The following is a 21976-nucleotide window of genomic DNA, read 5'->3' as shown; positions in this document are numbered from 1 at the left end:
AAAGATAAAGATACATCGTATTGGAATGTATCTTTATCTTCATTATTTCTCTGTAATTACTGAACTAAACGCATCGCATTCCAAACTTTTATCGCATCATTGGTGGCTTTAACATCATGCACTCGAACAATACTAGCGCCTTGCTGAATACTCAGTAGATGCCCCGTTACACTTCCAACCGCACGTTCCTGTGCAGGTATACCATTCAATGCTTCACCAATAAAACGTTTACGTGACAGTCCAGACAAGATCGGATACCCCATCTGATTTAGTTTCCAAAACTCATTCAGCAATTGAAAATTCTGTTGTGCATTCTTGGCAAAACCAAAACCTGGGTCGATAATAATATTTTCTTTGCTTACCCCGACCGCAATTGCTTGATTAAGCCGCTGCTGCAATTCAAAAATTACTTCTTCGGTCACATCCTGATATTGATCTAGCTGATTCATATTGGTCGGTTCACCACGCATATGCATCAACACCACAGGGATATTTAATTCAGCTGCCGTTTCTAAAGCTTGTGGACGAGTTAAAGCACGAACATCATTCCAGATATGCGCACCGGCTTTCACGGCAGCTCGAATCACCTCAGGCTGACTGGTATCAATCGACATGATGACATCATAGTTTGATAAAGCTTCAACTACAGGAATGACACGCTGAATTTCTTCTTCTAGCTCAACAGGTGATGCATTTGGGCGAGTTGACTCTCCACCAATATCAATAATGCTTGCACCCTCTTCAATCATCTGCAAAGCATGTTGAATGGCAAGGTCTTTTTGATGATGCTGCCCGCCATCACTGAATGAATCAGGGGTAACATTTAAGATGCCCATCATTTGAGGTTGAGATAAATCCAATGTAAAACGACCACACTGTAACTGACATTGTGGTAATGGCATCAACTGCATCAAAACTCTCCGCACTTTAGTACGGTTATTTTAACAAGACTGTCGTTTGAAGGTTGATGATTTATTCTCAGCTTATACCAAAATACAGACAAAAAAAGAGCGACCTAAGTCGCTCTGATTTATTTAATTCTAATTAACCCATTGCTGGTAATGGTGGCGGTGTAGATGGACCATCTTTAGGAGGTTCAAATGCAGCCACTGGATTTTCAGCAACATAAACTTTTGGTGGTTGAGGCTCACGACCTTCCATGATGTCACGGATTTGGTCACGATCAATGGTTTCCCATTCCATCAACGCTTTCACCATTGCATGTGCGATATCTTTGTTATTTTCCAAGATATTACGTGCAACTTTATATTGTTCGTCTAAGATGCGACGTACTTCTTCATCAACTTTTTGTTGTGTTGCTTCAGAAATAGTACGGCTACCGACATTACCGAAGAAACCGTTTTGGTTTTCATCCTCATAGACCATCACACCGAGCGCATCAGACATACCATATTTAGTCACCATTGCACGCGCCATTTTGGTTGCACGTTCAAAGTCATTCGATGCACCAGTCGACATTTGATTAATAAAGACTTCTTCAGCAATACGACCACCAAATAAGATTGAAAGCTCATTCAACATCTTATCTTTATAGTGGCTAGTTTGGTCTTGCTCCGGCAACTGCCAAGTTACACCTAATGCCCAACCACGTGGCATAATTGTTACTTTATGCACTGGGTCTGTACCCGGCAAGATTTCAGCAACAATGGCATGTCCAGCTTCATGATAAGCTGTGGCACGACGCTCTTCTTCACGAATCACCATCGATCTACGTTCTGGGCCCATGTAAATCTTGTCTTTTGCATCTTCAAAGTCATGCATATCCACCGTGTTTTTATTACGGCGAGCAGCAAACAATGCAGCCTCATTGACTAAGTTCGCAAGTTGCGCACCTGAGAATCCTGGCGTACCACGAGCAAGGACTTTAACATCCACGCCTGTAACCGAAGGAAGTTTCTTCAAATGAACATTCAAGATTTGCTCACGACCACGGATGTCTGGTAAACCCACCATCACTTGACGATCAAAACGACCAGGACGAAGCAATGCTTTATCAAGTACGTCTACACGGTTGGTTGCAGCGATAACGATCACGCCTTCATTGCCTTCAAAACCATCCATTTCAACAAGCATTTGGTTTAGGGTTTGTTCACGCTCATCATGACCACCACCAGTACCTGAACCACGATGACGACCAACTGCATCAATCTCATCAATAAAGATGATACATGGTGCATGGCGTTTCGCCTGCTCAAACATATCCCGAACACGTGATGCACCGACACCAACAAACATTTCAACGAAGTCAGAACCAGAGATACTAAAGAATGGAACTTTAGCTTCACCTGCAATTGCTTTCGCAAGTAATGTTTTACCAGTACCTGGAGGACCAACCATCAGTACGCCACGAGGAATGGTTGCACCAAGACGTTTGAATTTAGAAGGGTCTTTCAAAAAGTCAACAATTTCAACAACTTCTTGTTTAGCTTCATCACAACCCGCAACATCAGTAAATGTTATCTTAATTTGATCTTCAGATAACATTTTTGCTTTTGACTTACCAAAACTCATTGGGCTGTTTTTACCACCAGCACCGCCACCCATATTACGCATAAAGAACATGAATAATAAGATGATCAGTAATACAGGGAAGCTCGCAATGAGAAGTTGCATCAAAATGCCTTGACGTTGTGGTGCAGTACCTTCAACGACTACATTCTGTTTATTCAAGCTTGGTAGCAATTCAGTGTCTTCTACTTGCGGACGAACCGTTTCAAAAGAAGAACCATTGGTTTTTTCACCACTAATATTTAAACCGTCAATTGTGACTTGTTTAATTTGCCCAGCATTCACCGCTGCAACGAAATCTGAGTATTTCATCGCTGCAGGCTTATTGCGGTCACTGACGTTGCTAAAAATCAAAATCAGAACACCGAGTATGATGAGCCACAATACGGCATTCTTGAAGTAATCGCTCAAGGCTTTATTCCCATATCAATCTAATTTGATCATACCTAATCTTGGCTGACCTTCACAAAAACAGCAATGAATTTGCGTTGCAAAAAACTTAAAAGGTACAAAATGCACAATTTTTAACAACTTGGCAAGTACACTTTTATTGCAATGCCTTTTTGCGACCTTGACCAATCAAAAAAACTTCTTTCGATCGAGCTCGTGATGCCGCAGGTTTGGCTGTTTTTAATACATCAAAACTATCGACCACCTGTTTTCTAAACTCATCAAATCCAGAACCCTGAAACACTTTAACTACAAATTGTCCATTTGGTCCAAGTACTTTCTGAGCAAAATCCAAAGCCAATTCACATAAATAAATTTGGCGAGGTTGATCAACAGCCCTATTACCTGATGTATTGGGGGCCATATCTGAAATTACAATGTCTACTTGACGTCCATTTAAAATATTTAACAATTTTTCAAAAACTTCTTCTTCTCGAAAATCGCCTTGTAAGAACGTTACATCTGGAAGTGCATCCATTGGTAAAATATCTGAAGCAATGACTAAACCATTTGATCCAACTAGTTTACCTGCAATTTGCGACCAACTTCCTGGAGCTGCACCTAGATCGACAACCGTCATACCTGGCTTGATCATTTTATATTTTTCTTGGATTTCAAGTAACTTATATGCTGCACGTGCGCGATAACCTTCTTTTTGTGCTTTCTTTACAAAAGGGTCATCTAAGTGCTCTCTCATCCATGCACGACTGCTTTTAGACAATTTTTGATTGGTAATGCGTGTCGCCATAACTCACTAAATTTCAAAAAACTTCTGATTAGTCATTGTACGTGAAAATTACTCTTATTACAGTACGGATATAGTTCTTCACACGAACTTTTACAGATTTTTTCCGATCATCATGATTGGTTATTTTTCAGCAATTTTGCACAGATTTGTTTCAAGTGCCTCTCTTCTGAATCTATCTTAGAATCAGGATGCAAGTTATACTAGGTCGTTTCTCGAATCAGGTATTTTTAATGGCGGCTTTATCTATCCATGAACGTAAACGTTTACGTCAAATTGGTCATGCACTCAATCCAGTTGTAATGATTGGTAGCCAAGGTCTTACAGAAAACGTCATTGAAGAAACTCATCGTGCACTCAACGATCATGAACTGATTAAAGTGAAAATTGCGGGTGAAGACCGCGATGCACGTGCAGCAACCATTGATGCAATTGTTGAAGCAACAGGTGCAGAATCTGTACAAAAGATTGGTAAAATCGTTTTGCTTTATAAAAAAGCAGCAAAACAAAATCAACACCTGTCTAATTTAGTTCGTTTTGCGCATTTGAGTAATAAGTAATATCAATGGCAAGTTATGAACTATCTGCTTTTGATCGCTTTAGCGCCATTACTGTTGTTGGAGCGATTGAGCAACAAACGCCAGCAACTTTAAATGTTGGTTTTTGGGTTCGTGATCCAAATCAATTTTTGATTTACCCAGACAAAGTCTCGGCACACCCACGCCATGACTTTTTATGGGAAAACACCTGCTTTGAAATCTTTATTGGTGTGAAAGATCAAGATTTCTATCGTGAAATCAATCTCTCCCCCTCTCAAGCATGGCAAGTCTATCAATTTGAAGAATATCGTTTCCCTGAAGATATGCCACCTATTGCTGCTTATGATCTTGAGTTAAACCACTTACAACGTACACACTATGGTTTAAATGTCAGTTTAGACTTATCTCAATTTATGCAACAAAATAAGTTAAAGTGGGCTGACCTATATCTAGGTTTAACTGCTGTGTTAAATACCACACAAGGCATGCATTATTTTGCAATGCAACATAGTGGTCGCCAAGCAGATTTCCACAATAAACGGGATTGGTTACATCAATTTTAATCATAAAAAAAGCGAGAAATAAATTTCTCGCTTTTTCATCTCTATCTGCAATTAGCTTGCACGTACTTTATTCCAAGCTTCAACTGCTTGTTCTTTAGTACGCTTAAAGCTACCCACTAAAGTATCTTTATGCTTAACAGAAATCTGACTAATGTCATCTTTAAGCTCTTTGCTGACTTTGGTTAAGTCTTCAATCAAAGCATTCAATTCTGTTTTCAACGCAGCTGTTAACTCAACCAAGTTACCTTGTGATGAATTCAATTGTGTTTTAATGACATCTATGCGTTGTAGAATATCTTGCTTGATTTGGGCAAGCTGATTTTGGATATTTTGATTGAGTTCTTTCGCTTCAGTCTCAATTTTCTCTTGAGTTTCAGCTAAAACCTCTTTCACTTGCTCTTGAGTTTCAGCAATCACTTCTTTCGCCTGCTCTTGAGTCTCAGCAATCACTTCTTTCGCCTTTGCTGTTTTTTCTGCAACAACTTCTTTCGCCTTTGCAGTTTTCTCAGCAACCACTTCTTTCACTTCAGCAGTCTTTTCAGCAACAGCTTCTTTCACTTCTGCTGTTTTCTCTGCAACGACTTCTTTTGCTTTCGCAGTTTTTTCAGCCACAACATCTTTCACTTCTTCAGTTGCTGCTGTTGTTTGATTTTCAGCCATTTTGTTTCCCCTCTATATTGATTGTTGATTTTTTGGCTAAGTATAAGATAAAACGCTTTATACTCAGACCATTAAAAAATTGTTAGACAATTTGCATAATATCTCATGATATAGATAGAAGAATGACTGATTTTGCAATAGACACAATATGAACCAAACAGATAAAAGAAAATATGCGATTACTTACTTTAATAAATAAAACACATAGACTTTTCACACACTCATGCGTATAATGCGCTGTTAAGTTACAAGCGAGCAGACTGGAAGGAGGGGCGTGTTTTTAAAGGACAGCCTGCCTTTTTTTATGTCTACTCGCTTTTTTACAGCCCTATTTTTGTGGTTTTAGTTCAGGAGCTTTGGTTTGAGCACCCCCGCCATTTTAGCCCTCGCAGATGGAACGATCTTTAAAGGAACGTCTATCGGTGCGCCAGGAAGTACGACTGGTGAAGTCGTTTTTAATACAGCCATGACTGGCTACCAAGAAATTTTGACTGACCCAAGTTACGCGCAACAAATTGTGACGCTGACTTATCCCCATATTGGAAATACAGGCTGTAATAGCGAAGACGTTGAATCTGGTCGCATCCATAAAGTATGGGCGAACGGTTTAATTATTCGTGATCTTCCTTTATTACATAGTAATTTCCGTGCAGAACAATCACTCAGTGAATACTTGGAACAACATAATGTTGTTGCAATCGCTGATATTGATACGCGTAAATTGACACGTATTTTACGTGACAAAGGCGCGCAAAATGGTTGCATCCTTGCTGGTGACAATATCACTGAAGAAGAAGCAATTGCGAAAGCACGTGCATTCGGTGGTTTAAATGGTTTAGACCTTGCAAAAGAATGCTGTGATCCTGAAGGTTTTGAATGGACTGAAGGTTCTTGGACTTTAGGTCAAGGCTTTAGCCAACCAGAATTTAAATTTCATGTTGTTGCATACGATTATGGTGTCAAAACCAACATCTTACGTATGCTTGCAGACCGTGGCTGTAAACTCACTGTTGTGCCTGCACAAACCCCTGCTGAGAAAGTTCTCGCTTTAAATCCAGATGGCGTATTCTTATCAAATGGTCCTGGTGATCCAGCAGCATGTGATTATGCCATTGCAGCAGTAAAAACCATTGTTGAAACCACAACTTTACCTGTTTTTGGTATTTGTTTAGGTCACCAAATTTTAGCGCTCGCTTCTGGCGCGAAGACCATGAAAATGAATCATGGTCATCACGGCGCAAACCATCCTGTACAAAACCTTGAGAATGGTACAGTGATGATTACTTCTCAAAACCACGGCTTTGCTGTCGATGAAAGTACTTTACCTGCAAACTTAAAAGTGACACATCGTTCACTGTTTGATGGTACAAACCAAGGTATCCATCGCACTGACAAACCAGCATTTAGCTTTCAGGGTCACCCTGAAGCAAGCCCTGGTCCACATGACTGCGCTCCATTGTTCGATCATTTCATCGAACTTATTGAAGCATCTAAGAAGTAATTAAGGAGCGAATAATGCCTAAACGTACGGATATTAAAAGCATCTTAATTATTGGTGCAGGTCCAATTGTGATCGGTCAAGCATGTGAGTTTGACTACTCAGGTGCACAAGCATGTAAAGCACTTCGCGAAGAAGGCTATCGTGTTATTTTGGTGAACTCTAACCCAGCAACCATTATGACTGACCCTTCAATGGCGGATGCAACGTATATCGAGCCGATCACTTGGCAGACTGTTGCACAAATCATTGAAAAAGAACGCCCAGATGCTGTCCTCCCAACCATGGGTGGTCAAACCGCATTGAACTGTGCGCTTGCGTTAGATGCCAACGGTATTTTAGAAAAATACAATGTTGAGTTAATTGGTGCATCAAAAGAAGCGATTGAAAAAGCAGAAGATCGTAAACTTTTTGATATCGCAATGCGTAAAATCGGTTTGGAATGTCCTCGTGCCGATGTTGCTGAAAGCATGGAACATGCACTGGAAATTCAGTCACGTTTCGGCTTCCCAGTGATCATTCGTCCATCATTCACGATGGGTGGTTCTGGCGGCGGTATCGCATACAATAAAGAAGAATTTATTGAAATCTGTGAACGTGGTTTCGATCTTTCTCCAACCAAACAATTATTGATCGATGAATCTTTAATTGGTTGGAAAGAATACGAAATGGAAGTTGTTCGTGATAAAAACGACAACTGTATTATCGTATGTGCGATCGAAAACTTCGACCCAATGGGCGTGCACACAGGTGACTCAATCACTGTTGCCCCTGCTCAAACATTGACAGATAAAGAATATCAAATCATGCGTAATGCATCGGTTGCTGTTCTTCGTGAAATCGGTGTTGAAACAGGTGGTTCAAACGTTCAGTTCGGTATTAACCCGAAAGATGGTCGTATGGTTGTGATCGAGATGAACCCTCGTGTTTCTCGCTCATCTGCGCTTGCATCGAAAGCAACAGGTTTCCCGATTGCAAAAATCGCGGCAAAACTTGCAGTTGGCTATACCCTTGATGAATTGAAAAATGACATCACAGGCGGTATCACACCTGCAAGCTTCGAACCAGCAATTGACTATGTTGTAACCAAGATTCCTCGCTTCAACTTCGAAAAATTCCCACAAGCTGAGCCTGTATTGACGACTCAGATGAAATCTGTGGGCGAAGTGATGGCAATTGGTCGTAACTTCCAAGAATCAGTACAAAAAGCGCTTCGTGGTCTTGAAGTGGGTGTCAGCGGCTTTGATGAAAAAATCGAAGTTGGTACAGCCAATGCCAAAGATATCATCTTAAAAGAACTTAAAGTTCCAGGTCCTGAGCGTATTTGGTATGTAGCAGATGCATTCCGTCATGGTTTCTCATTAGATGATGTATTCGAAGCAACTAAAATCGACCGTTGGTTCTTGATCCAAATCGAAGACATCGTTAAAACTGAAGCTCAAGTGAAAACTTTAGGCTTTGGCGATTTAAATGCTGACAATATCCGTTCGTTCAAACGCAAAGGTTTATCTGACCTTCGTATTGCGGACTTGATGGGTATTTCACAAAAGCAATTCCGTAAACAACGTTGGAACTTGGGTGTCTATCCAGTTTACAAACGTGTTGATACTTGTGCGGCCGAGTTTGAATCTGGCACAGCGTACATGTACTCAACTTACGATGAAGAATGTGAAGCAAATCCATCTAACCGCGACAAGATCATGGTGATTGGTGGTGGTCCAAACCGTATTGGTCAAGGGATCGAGTTTGACTACTGTTGTGTACACGCTGCTCTTGCAATGCGTGAAGACGGTTATGAAACAATCATGGTCAACTGTAACCCTGAAACAGTTTCAACAGATTATGACACCTCAGATCGTTTGTACTTCGAACCTGTAACACTTGAAGATGTACTTGAAATCGTACGTACTGAGAAGCCTAAAGGCGTAATCGTACAGTACGGTGGTCAAACACCATTAAAATTGGCACGTGCTTTAGAAGAAGCTGGTACACCAATTATCGGTACATCTCCTGATGCAATTGACCGTGCAGAAGACCGTGAACGTTTCCAACAAATGATTCAACGTTTGCAACTTCGTCAACCGAATAACAGCATTGTAAAATCTGCTGAAGAAGGTATTTCAGAAGCGGCTAAAGTCGGTTATCCATTGGTTGTTCGCCCATCTTATGTATTGGGTGGTCGTGCAATGGAAATCGTCTATAACGAAGACGAGCTAAAACGCTACCTTCGTGAAGCAGTCCAAGCTTCAAATGAAGCCCCTGTCCTGCTCGACCGTTTCTTAGATGATGCAACTGAAGTTGACGTTGATTGCGTATCTGACGGTAAAGACGTTGTGATCGGCGGTATCATGCAACACATTGAACAAGCAGGGATTCACTCAGGTGACTCAGCATGTTCAATTCCTCCTTACTCACTTTCACAAGAAGTTCAGGATGAAATGCGTCGCCAAACTGTTGCAATGGCAAAAGAACTTGGCGTAATCGGCTTGATGAACGTTCAGTTTGCAGTAAAAGGCAACGACATTTATGTACTCGAAGTGAACCCACGTGCATCACGTACTGTTCCTTTCGTTTCTAAATGTATTGGTGAGTCTTTAGCAAAAGTTGCTGCACGTTGTATGGCTGGTCAATCTTTAGAATCTCAAGGATTCACCAAAGAGATCATCCCGACTCACTTTGCAGTAAAAGAAGCTGTATTCCCATTTGCTAAATTCCAAGGCGTTGATCCAATGCTTGGGCCTGAGATGAAATCTACAGGCGAAGTAATGGGTGTAGGTCAAACTTTCGGTGAAGCATTCTACAAAGCAGTACTTGGTTCAAACGAACGTTTACCAGGCTTGCCAACAGAAGGCGAAGTGAAGCATGCGTTCTTATCAGTTCGTGAATCAGATAAGAAATACATTGCCAATATTGCTAAACAATTAATCGAATATGGCTTCAAACTTGTTGCGACGAATGGCACACATCGTGTTCTGAAAGAAGCAGGCATTGAGTGTGAAGCTGTCAATAAAGTCACTGAAGGTCGTCCACATATTGTAGACCGCTTGAAAAATGGTGAGATTCATCTTATTGTCAACACAACTGAAGGCAAACAAGCTCAATACGACTCTGCCATGATTCGTCGTGCTGCCCTACAAGGCAAAGTGTATTACACTACGACAATTAATGGTGCAGAAGCTGTTTGCCAAGCATTTGCTGTGAAATTGCCAATGGATGTATACCGCTTGCAAGATTTACAAACTGTAGGTTAATTCTTTACCGATAAGTCCCGCCACCTTATCGGTGGCGGGCTTTTTCTTTTTTTTAATCCTGTATTTTCCCAACCAATTTAGAGGGACTGAAATGCAACGTTATCCTATGACTCCTGAAGGCAAGGTTGCCTTAGAGAAAGAATTACAACAGCTCAAAACAGTGGATCGCCCACGTATTATCCAAGCGATTGCTGAAGCACGTGAGCACGGTGACTTAAAGGAAAATGCTGAATATCATGCTGCTCGTGAACAACAAGGTTTCTGCGAAGGTCGTATTCAGGATATCGAAGGTAAATTGGGTGCAGCTCAAGAAATTGATGTCAAAACACTTGAACAAAACGGTCGTGTCGTGTTTGGTGTTACGGTAACCATTGAAAATCTAGACACTGAAGAGCGTAAGACTTATAAAATCGTAGGTGATGATGAAGCAGATTTTAAAATCAATAAAATCTCAGTAAACTCGCCAATTGCTCGTGGTCTTTTAGGTAAAAGCGAAGGCGACGAAGCAAAAATTCAAACACCACAAGGTGAAGTTGAATACGAAATCGTCAGTGTGGAATATCTTTAATATTCTAAACTGAATTAGCCCCTCAATTTGAGGGGTTTTTCTTTTGTTAGCTTTTAAAAGCTTAGTATTTATTTTCACTCCTAAGAGTTTTAATCATAATCTATATTTCGAGATTTTAGAAATGAATGACTCTTTTCAATCTGTGGAATAAAAGAATCTTTCATTCCAACTCTTTCATCATTCATAAAGATGCAAAGGAAATATACCCATTCGGTATCATCCATGCCTATTGCTTTATCAATGACTCGATCAAAAGAATCTTTTAGTTTATAAATATCTATCTCAGCTAAATATCCATACAAAATTCTAGAGCCAGGCCAATTTAGATCCATAAAACCCTCTAATAACTGATCTAAGTTTTTTTCTATGATTTCTCGTGGAAGATATGGAATCATCATCGTTAAATTTTCCCATTCAGAACCACCATACGGTTGAATTAATGCAGAAAAATCTAACTCTTTACTTCTCAATTTTCTTTTAATTTCAAATACTAAATTAATTAAATCATGTATATATAAAGGTTTTTCACCAATAATTTTTAAAATTGAACTTTCGTTTATTGGTTCAATCATTAACGCTTATCCTTTTGTTATAATTCAGATATTGTATATTTATAAATAAATTCAGTTCAATATTCTTTTTCCTTTAAATCCATAATTTTATTCCCAATAACATCGATCAGATTAAATATGCAAAATTTACTCAATTATATCAAAAATGAATTTTTAACCGATTGAAGGGTTCTTTTTTTCAAGCATCCTATTTCTAAATACAATAAAAATGAAATAAAGAAATATAAAATCGACTGATCAGTACCATTATGTATGCGATTACTAGAATAATCCTATGGATTGCTGTTGCAATCGCATGAGCTTTCCATATCAATCTTATGACCAATGCAGTACTGATTATTCTTAATACTGCTCTAAGCCATTATGGGGTTTGTATTTCCCAATCAAATTGAATGTTTGTTGATTTGGTTTTAGAAATTTTTCTTCAACTAGCGTTCTCTCCTGATATAAAAGCTATAATAGCGCAGATTTCTTTTAGTATTTTGTCTTAGTTATGGATTCATTGATCAACTCCCCTGTTAAACATTGGTGTGAATTCGAATTTATTTCCAAAACGGTGAAAAATCCGAATATCCATATCAAAGGCAATTATTCTTATTATTCTGCTTATTGGGATCAAGGCTTTGAACGATGTGTAGTTCGCTATTTACATGATAAAGCCTCTACAGTTGAGAAGCCGATTGATCAACTCCATATCGGTAATTTTGTCTGCTTTGGTGCAGAGTGCGTAATTATGATGGGTGGTAATCAACTCCACCGTCCCGATTGGATTTCGACGTTCCCTTTTGATACACGAAGTTTTCTGCCTGCGGGTGACACTGTAATTGCCGATGGTTGTTGGATTGGTAGTCGTGCCATGATTATGCAGGGAGTGAAACTAGGTGAAGGTGCTGTTGTGGCTACAGGTGCTGTTGTCACCCAAGATGTACCACCTTATGCAATTGTTGCTGGTGTTCCAGCCAAAGTCATTAAATACCGCTTTTCTGAAACAGATATTGAAAAGCTGCTTGCTCTCAAACTTTATGAGCTAGATGAAAAGCAGATTTTAAAAATGCGTGAAGAATTACAAACGGATCAGCTTGGAAATTTATGTTCATATTTAGACCAAAGTCTATAATCTTTCCAAATCTAATATTTACCTTGAAAATTTAAAAAAACAACATGTTTTTCAATAAATTGAATACATAAAAACATCTTTAACACCTCATTATTCTTATGAAATTACTAGGTTTTATTATGCTACTAATAAGTTTAATATGAAAACATAGATCTTATTTTAAACAAAAATTTAGAACCGAATCAAAGTGCAATAATAAGGAGTAATAAACATGGGTTATCAAAAAATCTTAGTCGCAATCGATGACTCTGAAATCTCTGACAACGTCATTCAACAAGCAGCTCAACTTGCAAAAGCGCTAAATAGTGAAATTACTTTGGTTCAAGTGATGACCTTAGACCCATATTTGGCAGATGCATACTTACGCATGGGTCAAAGTAATGAATTGATCGAACGTGTTCGTAGTTATGTTCAAGAAAATTTAACCAAAGCTGAAAAGAAATTTGAAGCTTTAGGACTCACGGTGGCTACGCAAGTGCTAGAAGGTTTTTCTGTAAATGGGGAAATTATTAGTGCTGCACAAAACTTAGGTGTTGACCTAATTATTATGGGTTCACACGGGCGAACTGGTTTCAAAAAATTTATCTTGGGTAGTGTAGCTCAAAAAGTTTTGGGCGAAAGTCATATTCCTGTTTTAGTGGTACGTTAAATATTCTGATTTTAGTTTTAAATAGCGTCGCAACCTGCATAAAACCTTAAGTTTCATGCAGGTTATTTTTTGATTATTGAGTTTTTCATTTAAAGATTAAGGCATCCAACCAAATTTTTTTAAACTGACTTTACCATTAAGTAAGTAAGTACCTTCTTGCTCCAACAAGCTCTGTTGCACATTCTCACCTTGCTGATTGATGCGAGTCACACTGATCTTTCCTTGTGAGTTAATCACTCGATACCAAGGAATTTCACTACTCTTGTCTAAATGCTTCAAAACATAACCCACTAGCCGAGCGTGCTTAGGCAAACCTGCTAATTTTGCAATTTGACCATAGGTTGCTACTTTTCCATACGGAATCAAAGCGATAACCTCTAATATCTGTCGATGTAGTTCATTGGTATCTTGCATAAAATAACCTATAAAAATCTGATACTATGATTAAAGCGACACTTAAAAGCTTAAACAAGAAATAAAATAACTCATGTATTTAGAGAATAAAAATGCAGCTAAAAATGATTTGCTTCATCATATTTTGTCTAAGCATCAATCTCTCTTGCTCAACTAAACAATCATCTCATGTTCAAATTACACCTTATCGATACCCAATAGACTCAAAGGATCATCTACCAATCGTATACGTTAGTTTTATTTTTACCATCAATAGACCACAAGCTAAATTATTAGACACTCAACTGCAAATGTACAAAGAACTAGAAATTTTAAATCATTACTTTGTAAATGAAAAAAATCAAAAAATATTTAAATTTAAAATTAATCATTACCTCTCATACCAAGACTTTACAAAGAAAAAATGCGATCTCACAAATCAATTAAATCAAGCTTCACCACTAGTCACTGAGAATCTCCCCAATGCTATAGACACTTGTTTCCCTCACAGAAAAAGTAAAGAAATCCTATTTATTATTTATGATTCCTATACTGAAAAACTTAAATATAGTGATATCACCAGTTGGGGATTTAGAAATCAAGGTCGTCCATTCATGTTGATTGATTGGGAACGTTTAAATTATCAAACTCAAGCAGCATCTATTCATGAGATGGGGCATGCTTTTGGTTTGGGACATGTCTGTGCCCCTGATGCAACGAAAACAACTCCTACCAATATTATGACCAGTTATGATTGTAAACTCGGAAGTGGTGGTTTGCGTAATTTAGGTTTCACCGCAGAACAACTCAGCATCATTTTAGATAATTATTATAAATATCCTTAGAAGCTCATCTCAATATAGTACCCTAGACAGTCTTGTCCTTCGAAGAAATCCTTTTGAGCCAGCCGTGAGGTTAAATTTAATTTTGCCTGTTTAAACTGAGTATCAGTCACAGCATAAGGTTGCCAAAAAGCTTCTAGGTTATTGGTAAATATAGGATAAAGCTTTATTACATTTTCGATTAGATTAATTTTGACAATGAGGCCATAGGCTAAAGCCTGATATTTTTCAAACTCCCCATTACTATTAAATACCCCATTTCCAATCCCAAAAATAACAGGTTTATGATTAATTTTTTGAATCGGTTGAATCGTATGAGCACCATGTCCAATCACTAAATCAACGCCTATTTTAGTCAAAATATCTGCCAATTTTTCTTGTTCAACTTGTGTTGTTTGGAAATCTTGCCCCCAATGACAAATGACAATAATTTTATGCGTTGGATGGAGCTGCCTATATTGGATGATCTGCTCAAATAAAATCGCATTTAAACAAGCTACACCTGCATGATCACCAAGCGCATAAAAATCATAATCTTGATAAACAGTGCTTCGATGCCAATAGCCATTAAAAATAGCAACATTTTGCTGTTGAGTTTGTATCTGAAAATATTGATGAGCTTGCTGCTGATTATTCCCCGCCCCAATCCAATTTATTTCACTTTGATCTAATACTGCCAAGCTATGAGTCAGGCTTGCTGCGCCATAATCTTTTAAATGATTATTGCCAAGACACAGCGCATTGATATGAACACGCTTAAATTCAGTCAATGTTTGCTGTGAGTCTGCACCCAAGATAAAGTCTTTTTTCCCGCGTAAAGGTGAATACTCATCTAAGTTAAAAACCGCTTCAAAATTGGCAATATTGAGGTCATCTTCAGCAAAAAATTGTTTTATCCTTTCAAAAGAATGTTGATAACCATAACGTTGTAAAGCATCATCAATACCCTTTGCTTTTCTTCGTTTTGTATAGTGTTCCCCAAAATAAGTATCGCCAATAATATTGATACAATGACTTTTCAAAGAGATTTGCTTTGCAGGTAGTATACCTGAATTAAAATAATGATAATAAGGTGCCAAATGATCAATACGATGGACATCATCCAGTAATTGAAAGATGCCAATAGTTTGATTTTTATCACAATAAGAAAAATAAGAATTTTTATTTTGGTTTGTTAAACATAAAACAGCATCTAGCTGACGACAAGTAAATAAGGAGCTGATTGGTCTAATTTTTTGACTACCCGCACTTAATTGTTTATTAAATACTTGCCGAATCAGATCAATCGATAAACTAAAAATAGTTTGGGCTAAGCCATATAAATTTTGAATCGTATTTGTAGTGTCTGTTGTAAAAGATATTTGTATCCCGAACGCGTTGGCTTTTGAAATAATTGTTTTTTGTGCTTGCCCCGCATCACCAAAGATGTATTTAGCAATGATCAAACTGAGTTCGTAGCTCTGGGTAAAAACTAAATATTGTAATATAAATCCTAATTTGTATGACTGTTCCAATTGGCTAGAATCAAACGAATAGAATTGAAGTTGTTGCTCTATCAAAATTTCATCGTCAAATTTAAGTTCATTTTTTTGGATTTTTTCTAATATTAAAAGTAATAATATCCAGTGTATACAATTCCCTTCAATTTGAGTGTGCCAAATAGCATGCTTAAAATTTTCTTGTCCTATTTGACTGATTATTTTTATTTCTTGAGGTACACCCATGATTTAGCCTCAATTATTCAATCTTGATAATGCTGAACGTAAGCAACATAACCTGAAAGATTATGCTCTTGATCATCAATGCGAATCCGAAAACGATCATGCCGAACATAAAAGGCATTTAAGATTTTATCTGGGCGTGCCATGTACATCGCCACTTCAGGATAGAAAAAACCAGTTCGCTGAAACTCGGTTCGGAACTCAATCAATTTCTTTAAATCATCAAATTGTGCTTGTGCAAATAATTCTGGTAACTCTAAATTCCGCAATCGACATAGCATTTGATAAGCGGCCATCATCATTTCTAATAAAGTTGCATATGCTGTTTTACGATTACGGATAAAAATCATGTGCCTTAAATAATTATTGATACCAAATTGAAAATATTTTTCTTCTGGACAAATCTTAGTAAGCTCATTGGTACAGTAACTTAACCAATGATCATGATAACGCTCATATTTTTTTTCAATAAATTGTTCAAACATCAACTGAACCGTTTCTAATAATCGTTGGTCATTATCAAGCTGATACAATCGTAAAAGTGCGAGCGCAGCTTCACCATCATAATAAATGATGCGAAATTTTTCTTTGATTTCATAACTTGGAAAACTCAGCACATGAGTTGTTTCCCCTTGTTTATCGATCATAGATAATATGCCATTCGCCAAAGCCTTTGCATATTTTAAATAAGACTGATCCCCGACCATACTTTGATACTTGGTCAGCATTAAAATTGCGGCTGCATTTGCACCTAATTTAATTTCATCAAGTTGATTCAAATCAGCGCCATCTAACATGTAAGCGAGATCATCCTCTTTTTCGACATAAAAATTTGTCAATGCATAATCAATTGCAGACTGAATTTTACTCACCACATTTGGTTGTAAATCTAATGCCAAAGTCTCAATCAACGCATAAGTCGTCGTACAATGTCGAACGGTATTGTAACTACGAATTTCTCGATCATAGGCTGGAAAAAAACCGTAAATAAATCGTCCATTCGTTTGGATCTGTTGGCATAAAAACTCAGTATTTCCTTTAATCATTTTAGTAAAATGTTGTTTTTTAGGTTCGGTCGAATAACGAATCCCATTTTCAGTAAAACAGTTTTGTAATGGTATAAGTTGCCCATTTTCATAAAACACAGCATGGGTATCAAATGTCCATATATGCTGAATTTCATCAATTTTTAGCACTATATCGCTATTTGGATATTTTTTTAAAATGGCAACATTTAGATTATTTTCATCAAAAAAGTTAGGTGTATCGTAACTTAGCCCTCGAATAATCGCTTTACCATATAGCTCTTGTTCTAAAAAACAAAGTTGAAAATCCTCATCAAAACTAACGCTCTTACGATAATGATTATTGTGAAATTGGTTTTTTATTGTTTGCTCAATCTCATACCATTTTTCTTGTTGAATATTACATGCCATATCAAACTTTAATAATTCGGCTAATTTATTATTAATTGTGAACTGCTGATCGAGAAATTCAAAAAGCTCTTTTTCAAGAATCGTAAATGTTGAAAACGATGAGTTCCAGACCTGACAGCGTTCGGTCTTTTCTCCATATGAATAGAAAAGTACTGTTTTATCTAAGTTGCTATATTGTTGAACTTGTTTGATGTATCCAGTCAATTCGTATTTGAGCTTTTCAAGCGCTAAAGCTGTCACAATCGTCATAGTATGTATTGTTAGAATTTTTAAGTATTTTAAACAAGATACCACATATTTTTGTGATGTTCTTAAAATGAAAGAGAGAACCCAAAGGTTCTCTCTTTGACTTATTTGATTTTAAAGAACATGAAGTTGATTATTCGCAATCAAATCATTCAATGTGGTATCAACATCTATAGTAAGTAAAGTAACGTTGCTATAAACACCAGCGGCACCATCACGATCAATACTGATAGTCGTGGTTGTACCATCTGAACTAACACTCACAAAACCTGCTAATGAAGCTGCACTTCCGCCCCCTGCATAACCAACAAGAAGATTAGAGATATCGATAATGTCAGCATTTGTATCTGTTGCTGTATTACCCTCATGGAAACCATTCCAAGTGTCATAACCATTACCGCCTGCATTGTCAGCATTATTCAAGACATTGAAGATTAATGTATCTGCACCACCCGTCGCACTTTCCAATACATCATTACCAGATGTACTGGTAACAATATCGTTTGATGTGCTGAGATTGAAGTGTTGTCCTAAAGAGATTGTCAAAGTTGATTGAACTTCAGTTCCATCAAAAGACACTAGTTTATAATCGATTACATCAGTTGCAGATGAAACCACCATATCACGTTGATAGTAATATGAACCATCACGATACATGTACAATGTGCCTTCGCCCGTATCAATACTTTGACCAGCAGCTAACTCGTATAGTCCAGAAACAGGATTTAATACATATAACTGTGTACCGACTGTAACATCAGCAATACCGCCAAGTGTATCTCCTTCTAAAATGTTTCCATGTATCCAATCAGCTGTAGGACTTGTATTGGTAAATTGATCAACATAAGTAATATCGACATCAGCATTTGTAGCAATCAACATCACTGCACCGCCAATTAATGGGGTTTGAATTGTTGTTTGTACGCGATAGTTGCCTGCGATCAAAGTCAAACTTGACAGGTCTATCGATGCAATTTCACCTAATGCTAGAACAGCACCAGTATGAACATCAGTGGTTACATTTACCCATGTTGCTGGACCTGTTTGTCTTTGTAGCGCTAAGGTTACATTGGCATTACCTAGGCCTAAGGCATTGACACTTAAGATTCCAGATGGATCCATACTATTGGTTAAAGTAAACACACTACTTGTATAAGTTTGCGTTGTTGCAATAACACCTAGTGTGTTACCACTCGCATTAAAGAAGTTATTATCGACCACATTTTGCACATCCACTAATGAAGCTGCTGTATCAGGATTTGCTTGTGGAGCAGGAATAACCGCATCTAACGATGGATCAATTGGGTCCCATGTGAAGCTCACATCATTAGAACCGATTTGAATATGTAATGATGCAGTGCTATCAGCTAACCCATTGGTAGGATCAGATAAGGTATAAGTGAAACTATCAACCTTACCAATGTTTGCAGGATTCACATTTGGTTGATAGCTATAGCTACCATCAGAATTAATGGTCAATGTACCATAGTTGCCGACAATCACCGTTGGAACACCCACAGTCACATTCAAGCTATTACTATTGCCAACCTCAGAAGAAGCGACATGCGTCACTGTTGTGGTTGATGTAATAAAATCATGATCATAGTTCATACCGTATAACGCAGAATTATCATCTGACATCACATTACCGGTTATCGCTGCACCAGTAATAACTGGAGCTTGGGTAATATCACCATGATTTAAGATAATGTCTGCGGTCACGCTACCTAGTGCAGTCAGTAAAGTATTACTTTCCATGAACAAGGTGTATGTGCCAGCAGCTAAGTTTTTAGCTTCGAACTGAACTGTTGAGCCAAAGATACCTAATAAATCAAGCAAACCATTGTTAGAGCTATCTGCAACTACAGTGCTAGAACCATCTGGGTTAGTTCGAGTCAGAACTACGTGAAGACCATCAAGTAGTGTTCCAATAGAACCAAAGTTCACAGAAATTACAGCGTCAGTCAGATTACCTGGATCAACCGTAAAGTTTGCTGAACCACTTGAGCTACCAATCACCAGCCCACCAACACCCAATAACCAACTATAACTAATTGCATTATTGAGATTTTCAACTGTTACTGGATACTGATAATCAATCGAAGCCACATCAACATTACTGAATGCATCTAAAGGTAATGGATCATTAATGACTGCAGGTTGAGATGGGTCTGCTGCATTCCAAGTCATATCAATCGTATTACTATCAAGATGTACATAGAATGTTGCATCCGAAGTATCACCAGTTATTGGATCAAATAGTGTGTAGGTAAATTGATCAACTTGACCAAGACCAGCCATATTTGCAGTTGGTGTATAAGTATAGTCACCATTTGGATAGATCACTAAACTACCGTAAGTTCCAGTAATCGTCGTTCCTGCTGGATCAATTGGGACACTATTTACCTCACTGATGACTGTATTTGTAGTGGCAATATCAACATCACCATTCGTATTTGGATCTGAAATTAGATTGCCATGTACGGCTACAGCTTCATAACTATCAATAATATGTGGATTATAAACATCCATCGTACCAGTCAGAGTACCACCAAGACCAACTCCGATAAGTCCGTCATAAGCCATAAATGCTCGATATGAACCTTCAGTTAAACCACCTATTTGTGCTGCTGGTGTTGAACCTAATAAGGTAAGATCAAGGAAAGAAGCATCTGTTCCACCAGTAATAGATTCCCACTGACCAGTAATATCATTGTATTTCTGAACGACAACTGTGTAATCACCTAATGCAGAGGCATCAAGTAAAGTACTGAAGGTGAAAGTTGCGACCCCTTCTAAATTATCTGAAACAGAGAATTCAATGGCTTCTGTTCCAAGTAATTGGAAGTCAAGCCCAGCCAATGAAACGAGCGCGAGATAAGAAGAAGAACCTAAAGCAGCATCATTTTCCACTAATAATGGTTGAGGATCTAATTTAGCTTCTATTAAGTTATCAGCAGCTCTAATTGAACCAAGATCAATGTAAAGCGTCGCTTGAGCCAGATCTCCTGTTGCAGAATCAAGTAAGGTGTAATTGAACTGTTCTGTTTGTCCAATACCTGCGCCATTAGGAAGTGGTGTATAGATATAATTACCATCTTGGTAGAAAGTAATTGAACCATAATCACCTGAGATAGTTGTTCCTGCAGCGCCAATTGAAACGCCATCTACACTAGTTACATAAGTCGTTGGTGTTACAATATCGACATCACCACTAGAGTTTACATCGGTAATTACATTACCTTGTGCATCACCAAGTTCATATCCACCCACTTGGGTCAAGTCATAAACATCCATTGTGCCAGATAAAGTACCGAGTACACTTGCACCCAATAATCCATCAAAAGTCATGAAAGCACGATATTGTCCTTCATCTAAACCTTCTAAAATTGCACCTGGTGTCGCACCTATACCTAATAGGCTCAAACTAATTAGAGAAGCATCACTGTCTCCATGCAATGACTCCCATTGACCAGTTGTCGTATTATATTTTTGAACAACAAGAAGGTAATCAGATAACAAACTCGCATCAATTAAGGAACTATAGGTAAATGTTGCTGTTCCTTCTTGATTTGCACCGACCGTGAAACCAACTGAATTTGCTCCAAGTTGAAGATCTAACCCAACTAATGAAGTAAGGATGAGATAGCTTGCACTTCCTAATACTTGATCATCAACCACCAATAAAGGTTGTGGGCTGATCACAGCATTATCAAAATTATCAAATGCTGCTAATGGATTTGCATCGACCGCTAAAGTACCTGTATCCAATCCAACATTTCCTGCTGGATCAGTTGCGGTTACAGTGACCGTATAACCTCCATCCGCTAAAGAAGGCAATGTATTGTCAGCTAATGTCCAAGTTCCATCACCATTGTTGGTCGCGGTGTAGTCGATGCCATTTACAGTGACAACAATTGTTGCTGTTGGATCATCAGTCGTACCTGTTAATTGAGGCGTAGCATCATTAGTCGTTAAATCATCAAAGGTTACAGTTGGTGCTGTCACATCAATCGTTAATGTGCCCGTATCTGTACCAATGTTACCAGCAGTATCAGTGGCAGTTACAATCACTGGATAAGCTGCAATCGCCAACAGTGGCAAGGTGTTGTCTGCTAAGGTCCAAGTCCCATCACCGTTGTTGGTGGCGGTGTAGTCGATGCCGTTCACATTGACGATGATGGTTGCGCTTGGGTC

General features: G+C 38.2%; 17 protein-coding genes. 8 read left to right on the top strand and 9 right to left on the bottom strand.

The genetic code is table 11. The features are described 5' to 3' along the window. Positions 1–56: 56 nt before the first annotated feature. The 3 genes from folP to rlmE form a co-directional block, all read right to left on the bottom strand. Entirely contained in the window at positions 57–911 is an 855-nt protein-coding gene (gene folP / locus MMP60_RS06495) for a dihydropteroate synthase (protein WP_241335520.1), read from the bottom strand. A 133-nt stretch (positions 912–1044) separates the two neighbouring features. Then, positions 1045–2940, bottom strand: coding sequence for an ATP-dependent zinc metalloprotease FtsH (gene ftsH / locus MMP60_RS06490; RefSeq protein ID WP_241335519.1), 1896 nt, complete (start codon positions 2938–2940; stop codon positions 1045–1047). Between the two features lie 136 nt (positions 2941–3076). Next, positions 3077–3727 carry a 23S rRNA (uridine(2552)-2'-O)-methyltransferase RlmE gene (rlmE, locus tag MMP60_RS06485; RefSeq protein ID WP_241335518.1) on the bottom strand — a complete coding sequence of 217 codons (651 nt, stop codon included), beginning with the start codon at positions 3725–3727 and terminating at the stop codon, positions 3077–3079. Between the two features lie 230 nt (positions 3728–3957). On the opposite strand from rlmE, the gene yhbY reads away from it, so the two are divergent. After that, positions 3958–4284, top strand: coding sequence for a ribosome assembly RNA-binding protein YhbY (yhbY, locus tag MMP60_RS06480; RefSeq protein ID WP_023274485.1), 327 nt, complete (start codon positions 3958–3960; stop codon positions 4282–4284). A gap of 5 nt (positions 4285–4289) precedes the next feature. After that, complete coding sequence (locus MMP60_RS06475) at positions 4290–4826, top strand: DOMON-like domain-containing protein (protein ID WP_241335517.1); 537 nt, start codon at positions 4290–4292, stop codon at positions 4824–4826. 51 nt (positions 4827–4877) lie between these two features. Here the strand turns inward: MMP60_RS06475 and MMP60_RS06470 are convergent, their stop codons facing one another. Further along, positions 4878–5486, bottom strand: coding sequence for a hypothetical protein (locus MMP60_RS06470; RefSeq protein ID WP_241335516.1), 609 nt, complete (start codon positions 5484–5486; stop codon positions 4878–4880). A gap of 361 nt (positions 5487–5847) precedes the next feature. Between MMP60_RS06470 and carA the strand changes: the two genes are divergently transcribed. The 3 genes from carA to greA all read left to right on the top strand — a co-directional run bounded on the left by carA (position 5848) and on the right by greA (position 10803). Further along, on the top strand, positions 5848–6987 hold the full coding sequence (gene carA / locus MMP60_RS06465) for a glutamine-hydrolyzing carbamoyl-phosphate synthase small subunit (RefSeq protein WP_241335515.1): 1140 nt from the start codon (positions 5848–5850) through the stop codon (positions 6985–6987). A gap of 14 nt (positions 6988–7001) precedes the next feature. After that, positions 7002–10235, top strand: coding sequence for a carbamoyl-phosphate synthase large subunit (carB, locus tag MMP60_RS06460; RefSeq protein WP_241335514.1), 3234 nt, complete (start codon positions 7002–7004; stop codon positions 10233–10235). Between the two features lie 91 nt (positions 10236–10326). Continuing rightward, positions 10327–10803, top strand: a complete 477-nt coding sequence (greA, locus tag MMP60_RS06455) for a transcription elongation factor GreA (protein ID WP_018676937.1) — start codon at positions 10327–10329, stop codon at positions 10801–10803. Positions 10804–10892: 89 nt separating this feature from the next. On the opposite strand, the gene MMP60_RS06450 is transcribed toward greA, so the two are convergent. Then, on the bottom strand, positions 10893–11375 hold the full coding sequence (locus tag MMP60_RS06450; protein WP_241335513.1) for a hypothetical protein: 483 nt from the start codon (positions 11373–11375) through the stop codon (positions 10893–10895). Positions 11376–11868: 493 nt separating this feature from the next. Here MMP60_RS06450 and MMP60_RS06445 point away from each other — a divergent pair, with 493 nt between their 5' ends. Together MMP60_RS06445 and MMP60_RS06440 are read left to right on the top strand one after the other, a co-directional pair. Continuing rightward, positions 11869–12492, top strand: coding sequence for a CatB-related O-acetyltransferase (locus MMP60_RS06445; RefSeq protein ID WP_241335512.1), 624 nt, complete (start codon positions 11869–11871; stop codon positions 12490–12492). A 211-nt stretch (positions 12493–12703) separates the two neighbouring features. Next, a complete protein-coding gene (locus MMP60_RS06440) occupies positions 12704–13141 on the top strand; it encodes a universal stress protein (protein ID WP_018676940.1) in 438 nt (145 codons plus the stop codon). A 96-nt stretch (positions 13142–13237) separates the two neighbouring features. On the opposite strand, the gene MMP60_RS06435 is transcribed toward MMP60_RS06440, so the two are convergent. Beyond that, positions 13238–13555, bottom strand: a complete 318-nt coding sequence (locus MMP60_RS06435) for an MGMT family protein (protein ID WP_241335511.1) — start codon at positions 13553–13555, stop codon at positions 13238–13240. A 92-nt stretch (positions 13556–13647) separates the two neighbouring features. Between MMP60_RS06435 and MMP60_RS06430 the strand changes: the two genes are divergently transcribed. Then, positions 13648–14379 (top strand): metalloprotease, encoded by a 732-nt coding sequence (locus MMP60_RS06430; protein ID WP_241335510.1) that lies wholly within the window; start codon positions 13648–13650, stop codon positions 14377–14379. Here MMP60_RS06430 and MMP60_RS06425 read toward each other — a convergent pair. From MMP60_RS06425 to MMP60_RS06415, 3 genes are all read right to left on the bottom strand, one after another. Continuing rightward, the gene (locus tag MMP60_RS06425; protein WP_241335509.1) at positions 14376–16100 is read right to left on the bottom strand and encodes a CapA family protein; all 1725 of its coding nucleotides are present in this window, start codon (positions 16098–16100) and stop codon (positions 14376–14378) included. The genes MMP60_RS06430 and MMP60_RS06425 overlap by 4 nt on opposite strands. A 17-nt stretch (positions 16101–16117) precedes the next feature. Then, positions 16118–17782, bottom strand: coding sequence for a poly alpha-glucosyltransferase (locus MMP60_RS06420; RefSeq protein ID WP_241335508.1), 1665 nt, complete (start codon positions 17780–17782; stop codon positions 16118–16120). Positions 17783–17893: 111 nt separating this feature from the next. Further along, positions 17894–21976, bottom strand: a 4083-nt coding sequence (locus MMP60_RS06415; protein ID WP_241335507.1) for a BapA/Bap/LapF family large adhesin, incomplete at its 5' end; no start/stop codon positions are given.

The sequence above is a fragment of the Acinetobacter sp. ANC 4805 genome, from assembly GCF_022549495.1.
Taxonomy (GTDB): domain Bacteria; phylum Pseudomonadota; class Gammaproteobacteria; order Pseudomonadales; family Moraxellaceae; genus Acinetobacter.
The sequence above is the reverse complement of the archived record's forward strand: the minus strand, read 5'-3'. Positions and strand labels throughout refer to the sequence as shown.

Bases quoted from the DNA above. Each gene is read 5' to 3' on its own strand.
- folP (WP_241335520.1), bottom strand. From the start codon at position 911: ATGCAGTTGATGCCATTACCACAATGTCAGTTACAGTGTGGTCGTTTT.
- rlmE (WP_241335518.1), bottom strand. From the start codon at position 3,727: ATGGCGACACGCATTACCAATCAAAAATTGTCTAAAAGCAGTCGTGCA.
- yhbY (WP_023274485.1), top strand. From the start codon at position 3,958: ATGGCGGCTTTATCTATCCATGAACGTAAACGTTTACGTCAAATTGGT.
- MMP60_RS06475 (WP_241335517.1), top strand. From the start codon at position 4,290: ATGGCAAGTTATGAACTATCTGCTTTTGATCGCTTTAGCGCCATTACT.
- MMP60_RS06470 (WP_241335516.1), bottom strand. From the start codon at position 5,486: ATGGCTGAAAATCAAACAACAGCAGCAACTGAAGAAGTGAAAGATGTT.
- carB (WP_241335514.1), top strand. From the start codon at position 7,002: ATGCCTAAACGTACGGATATTAAAAGCATCTTAATTATTGGTGCAGGT.
- greA (WP_018676937.1), top strand. From the start codon at position 10,327: ATGCAACGTTATCCTATGACTCCTGAAGGCAAGGTTGCCTTAGAGAAA.
- MMP60_RS06450 (WP_241335513.1), bottom strand. From the start codon at position 11,375: ATGATTGAACCAATAAACGAAAGTTCAATTTTAAAAATTATTGGTGAA.
- MMP60_RS06445 (WP_241335512.1), top strand. From the start codon at position 11,869: ATGGATTCATTGATCAACTCCCCTGTTAAACATTGGTGTGAATTCGAA.
- MMP60_RS06440 (WP_018676940.1), top strand. From the start codon at position 12,704: ATGGGTTATCAAAAAATCTTAGTCGCAATCGATGACTCTGAAATCTCT.
- MMP60_RS06435 (WP_241335511.1), bottom strand. From the start codon at position 13,555: ATGCAAGATACCAATGAACTACATCGACAGATATTAGAGGTTATCGCT.
- MMP60_RS06430 (WP_241335510.1), top strand. From the start codon at position 13,648: ATGCAGCTAAAAATGATTTGCTTCATCATATTTTGTCTAAGCATCAAT.
- MMP60_RS06425 (WP_241335509.1), bottom strand. From the start codon at position 16,100: ATGGGTGTACCTCAAGAAATAAAAATAATCAGTCAAATAGGACAAGAA.
- MMP60_RS06420 (WP_241335508.1), bottom strand. From the start codon at position 17,782: ATGACGATTGTGACAGCTTTAGCGCTTGAAAAGCTCAAATACGAATTG.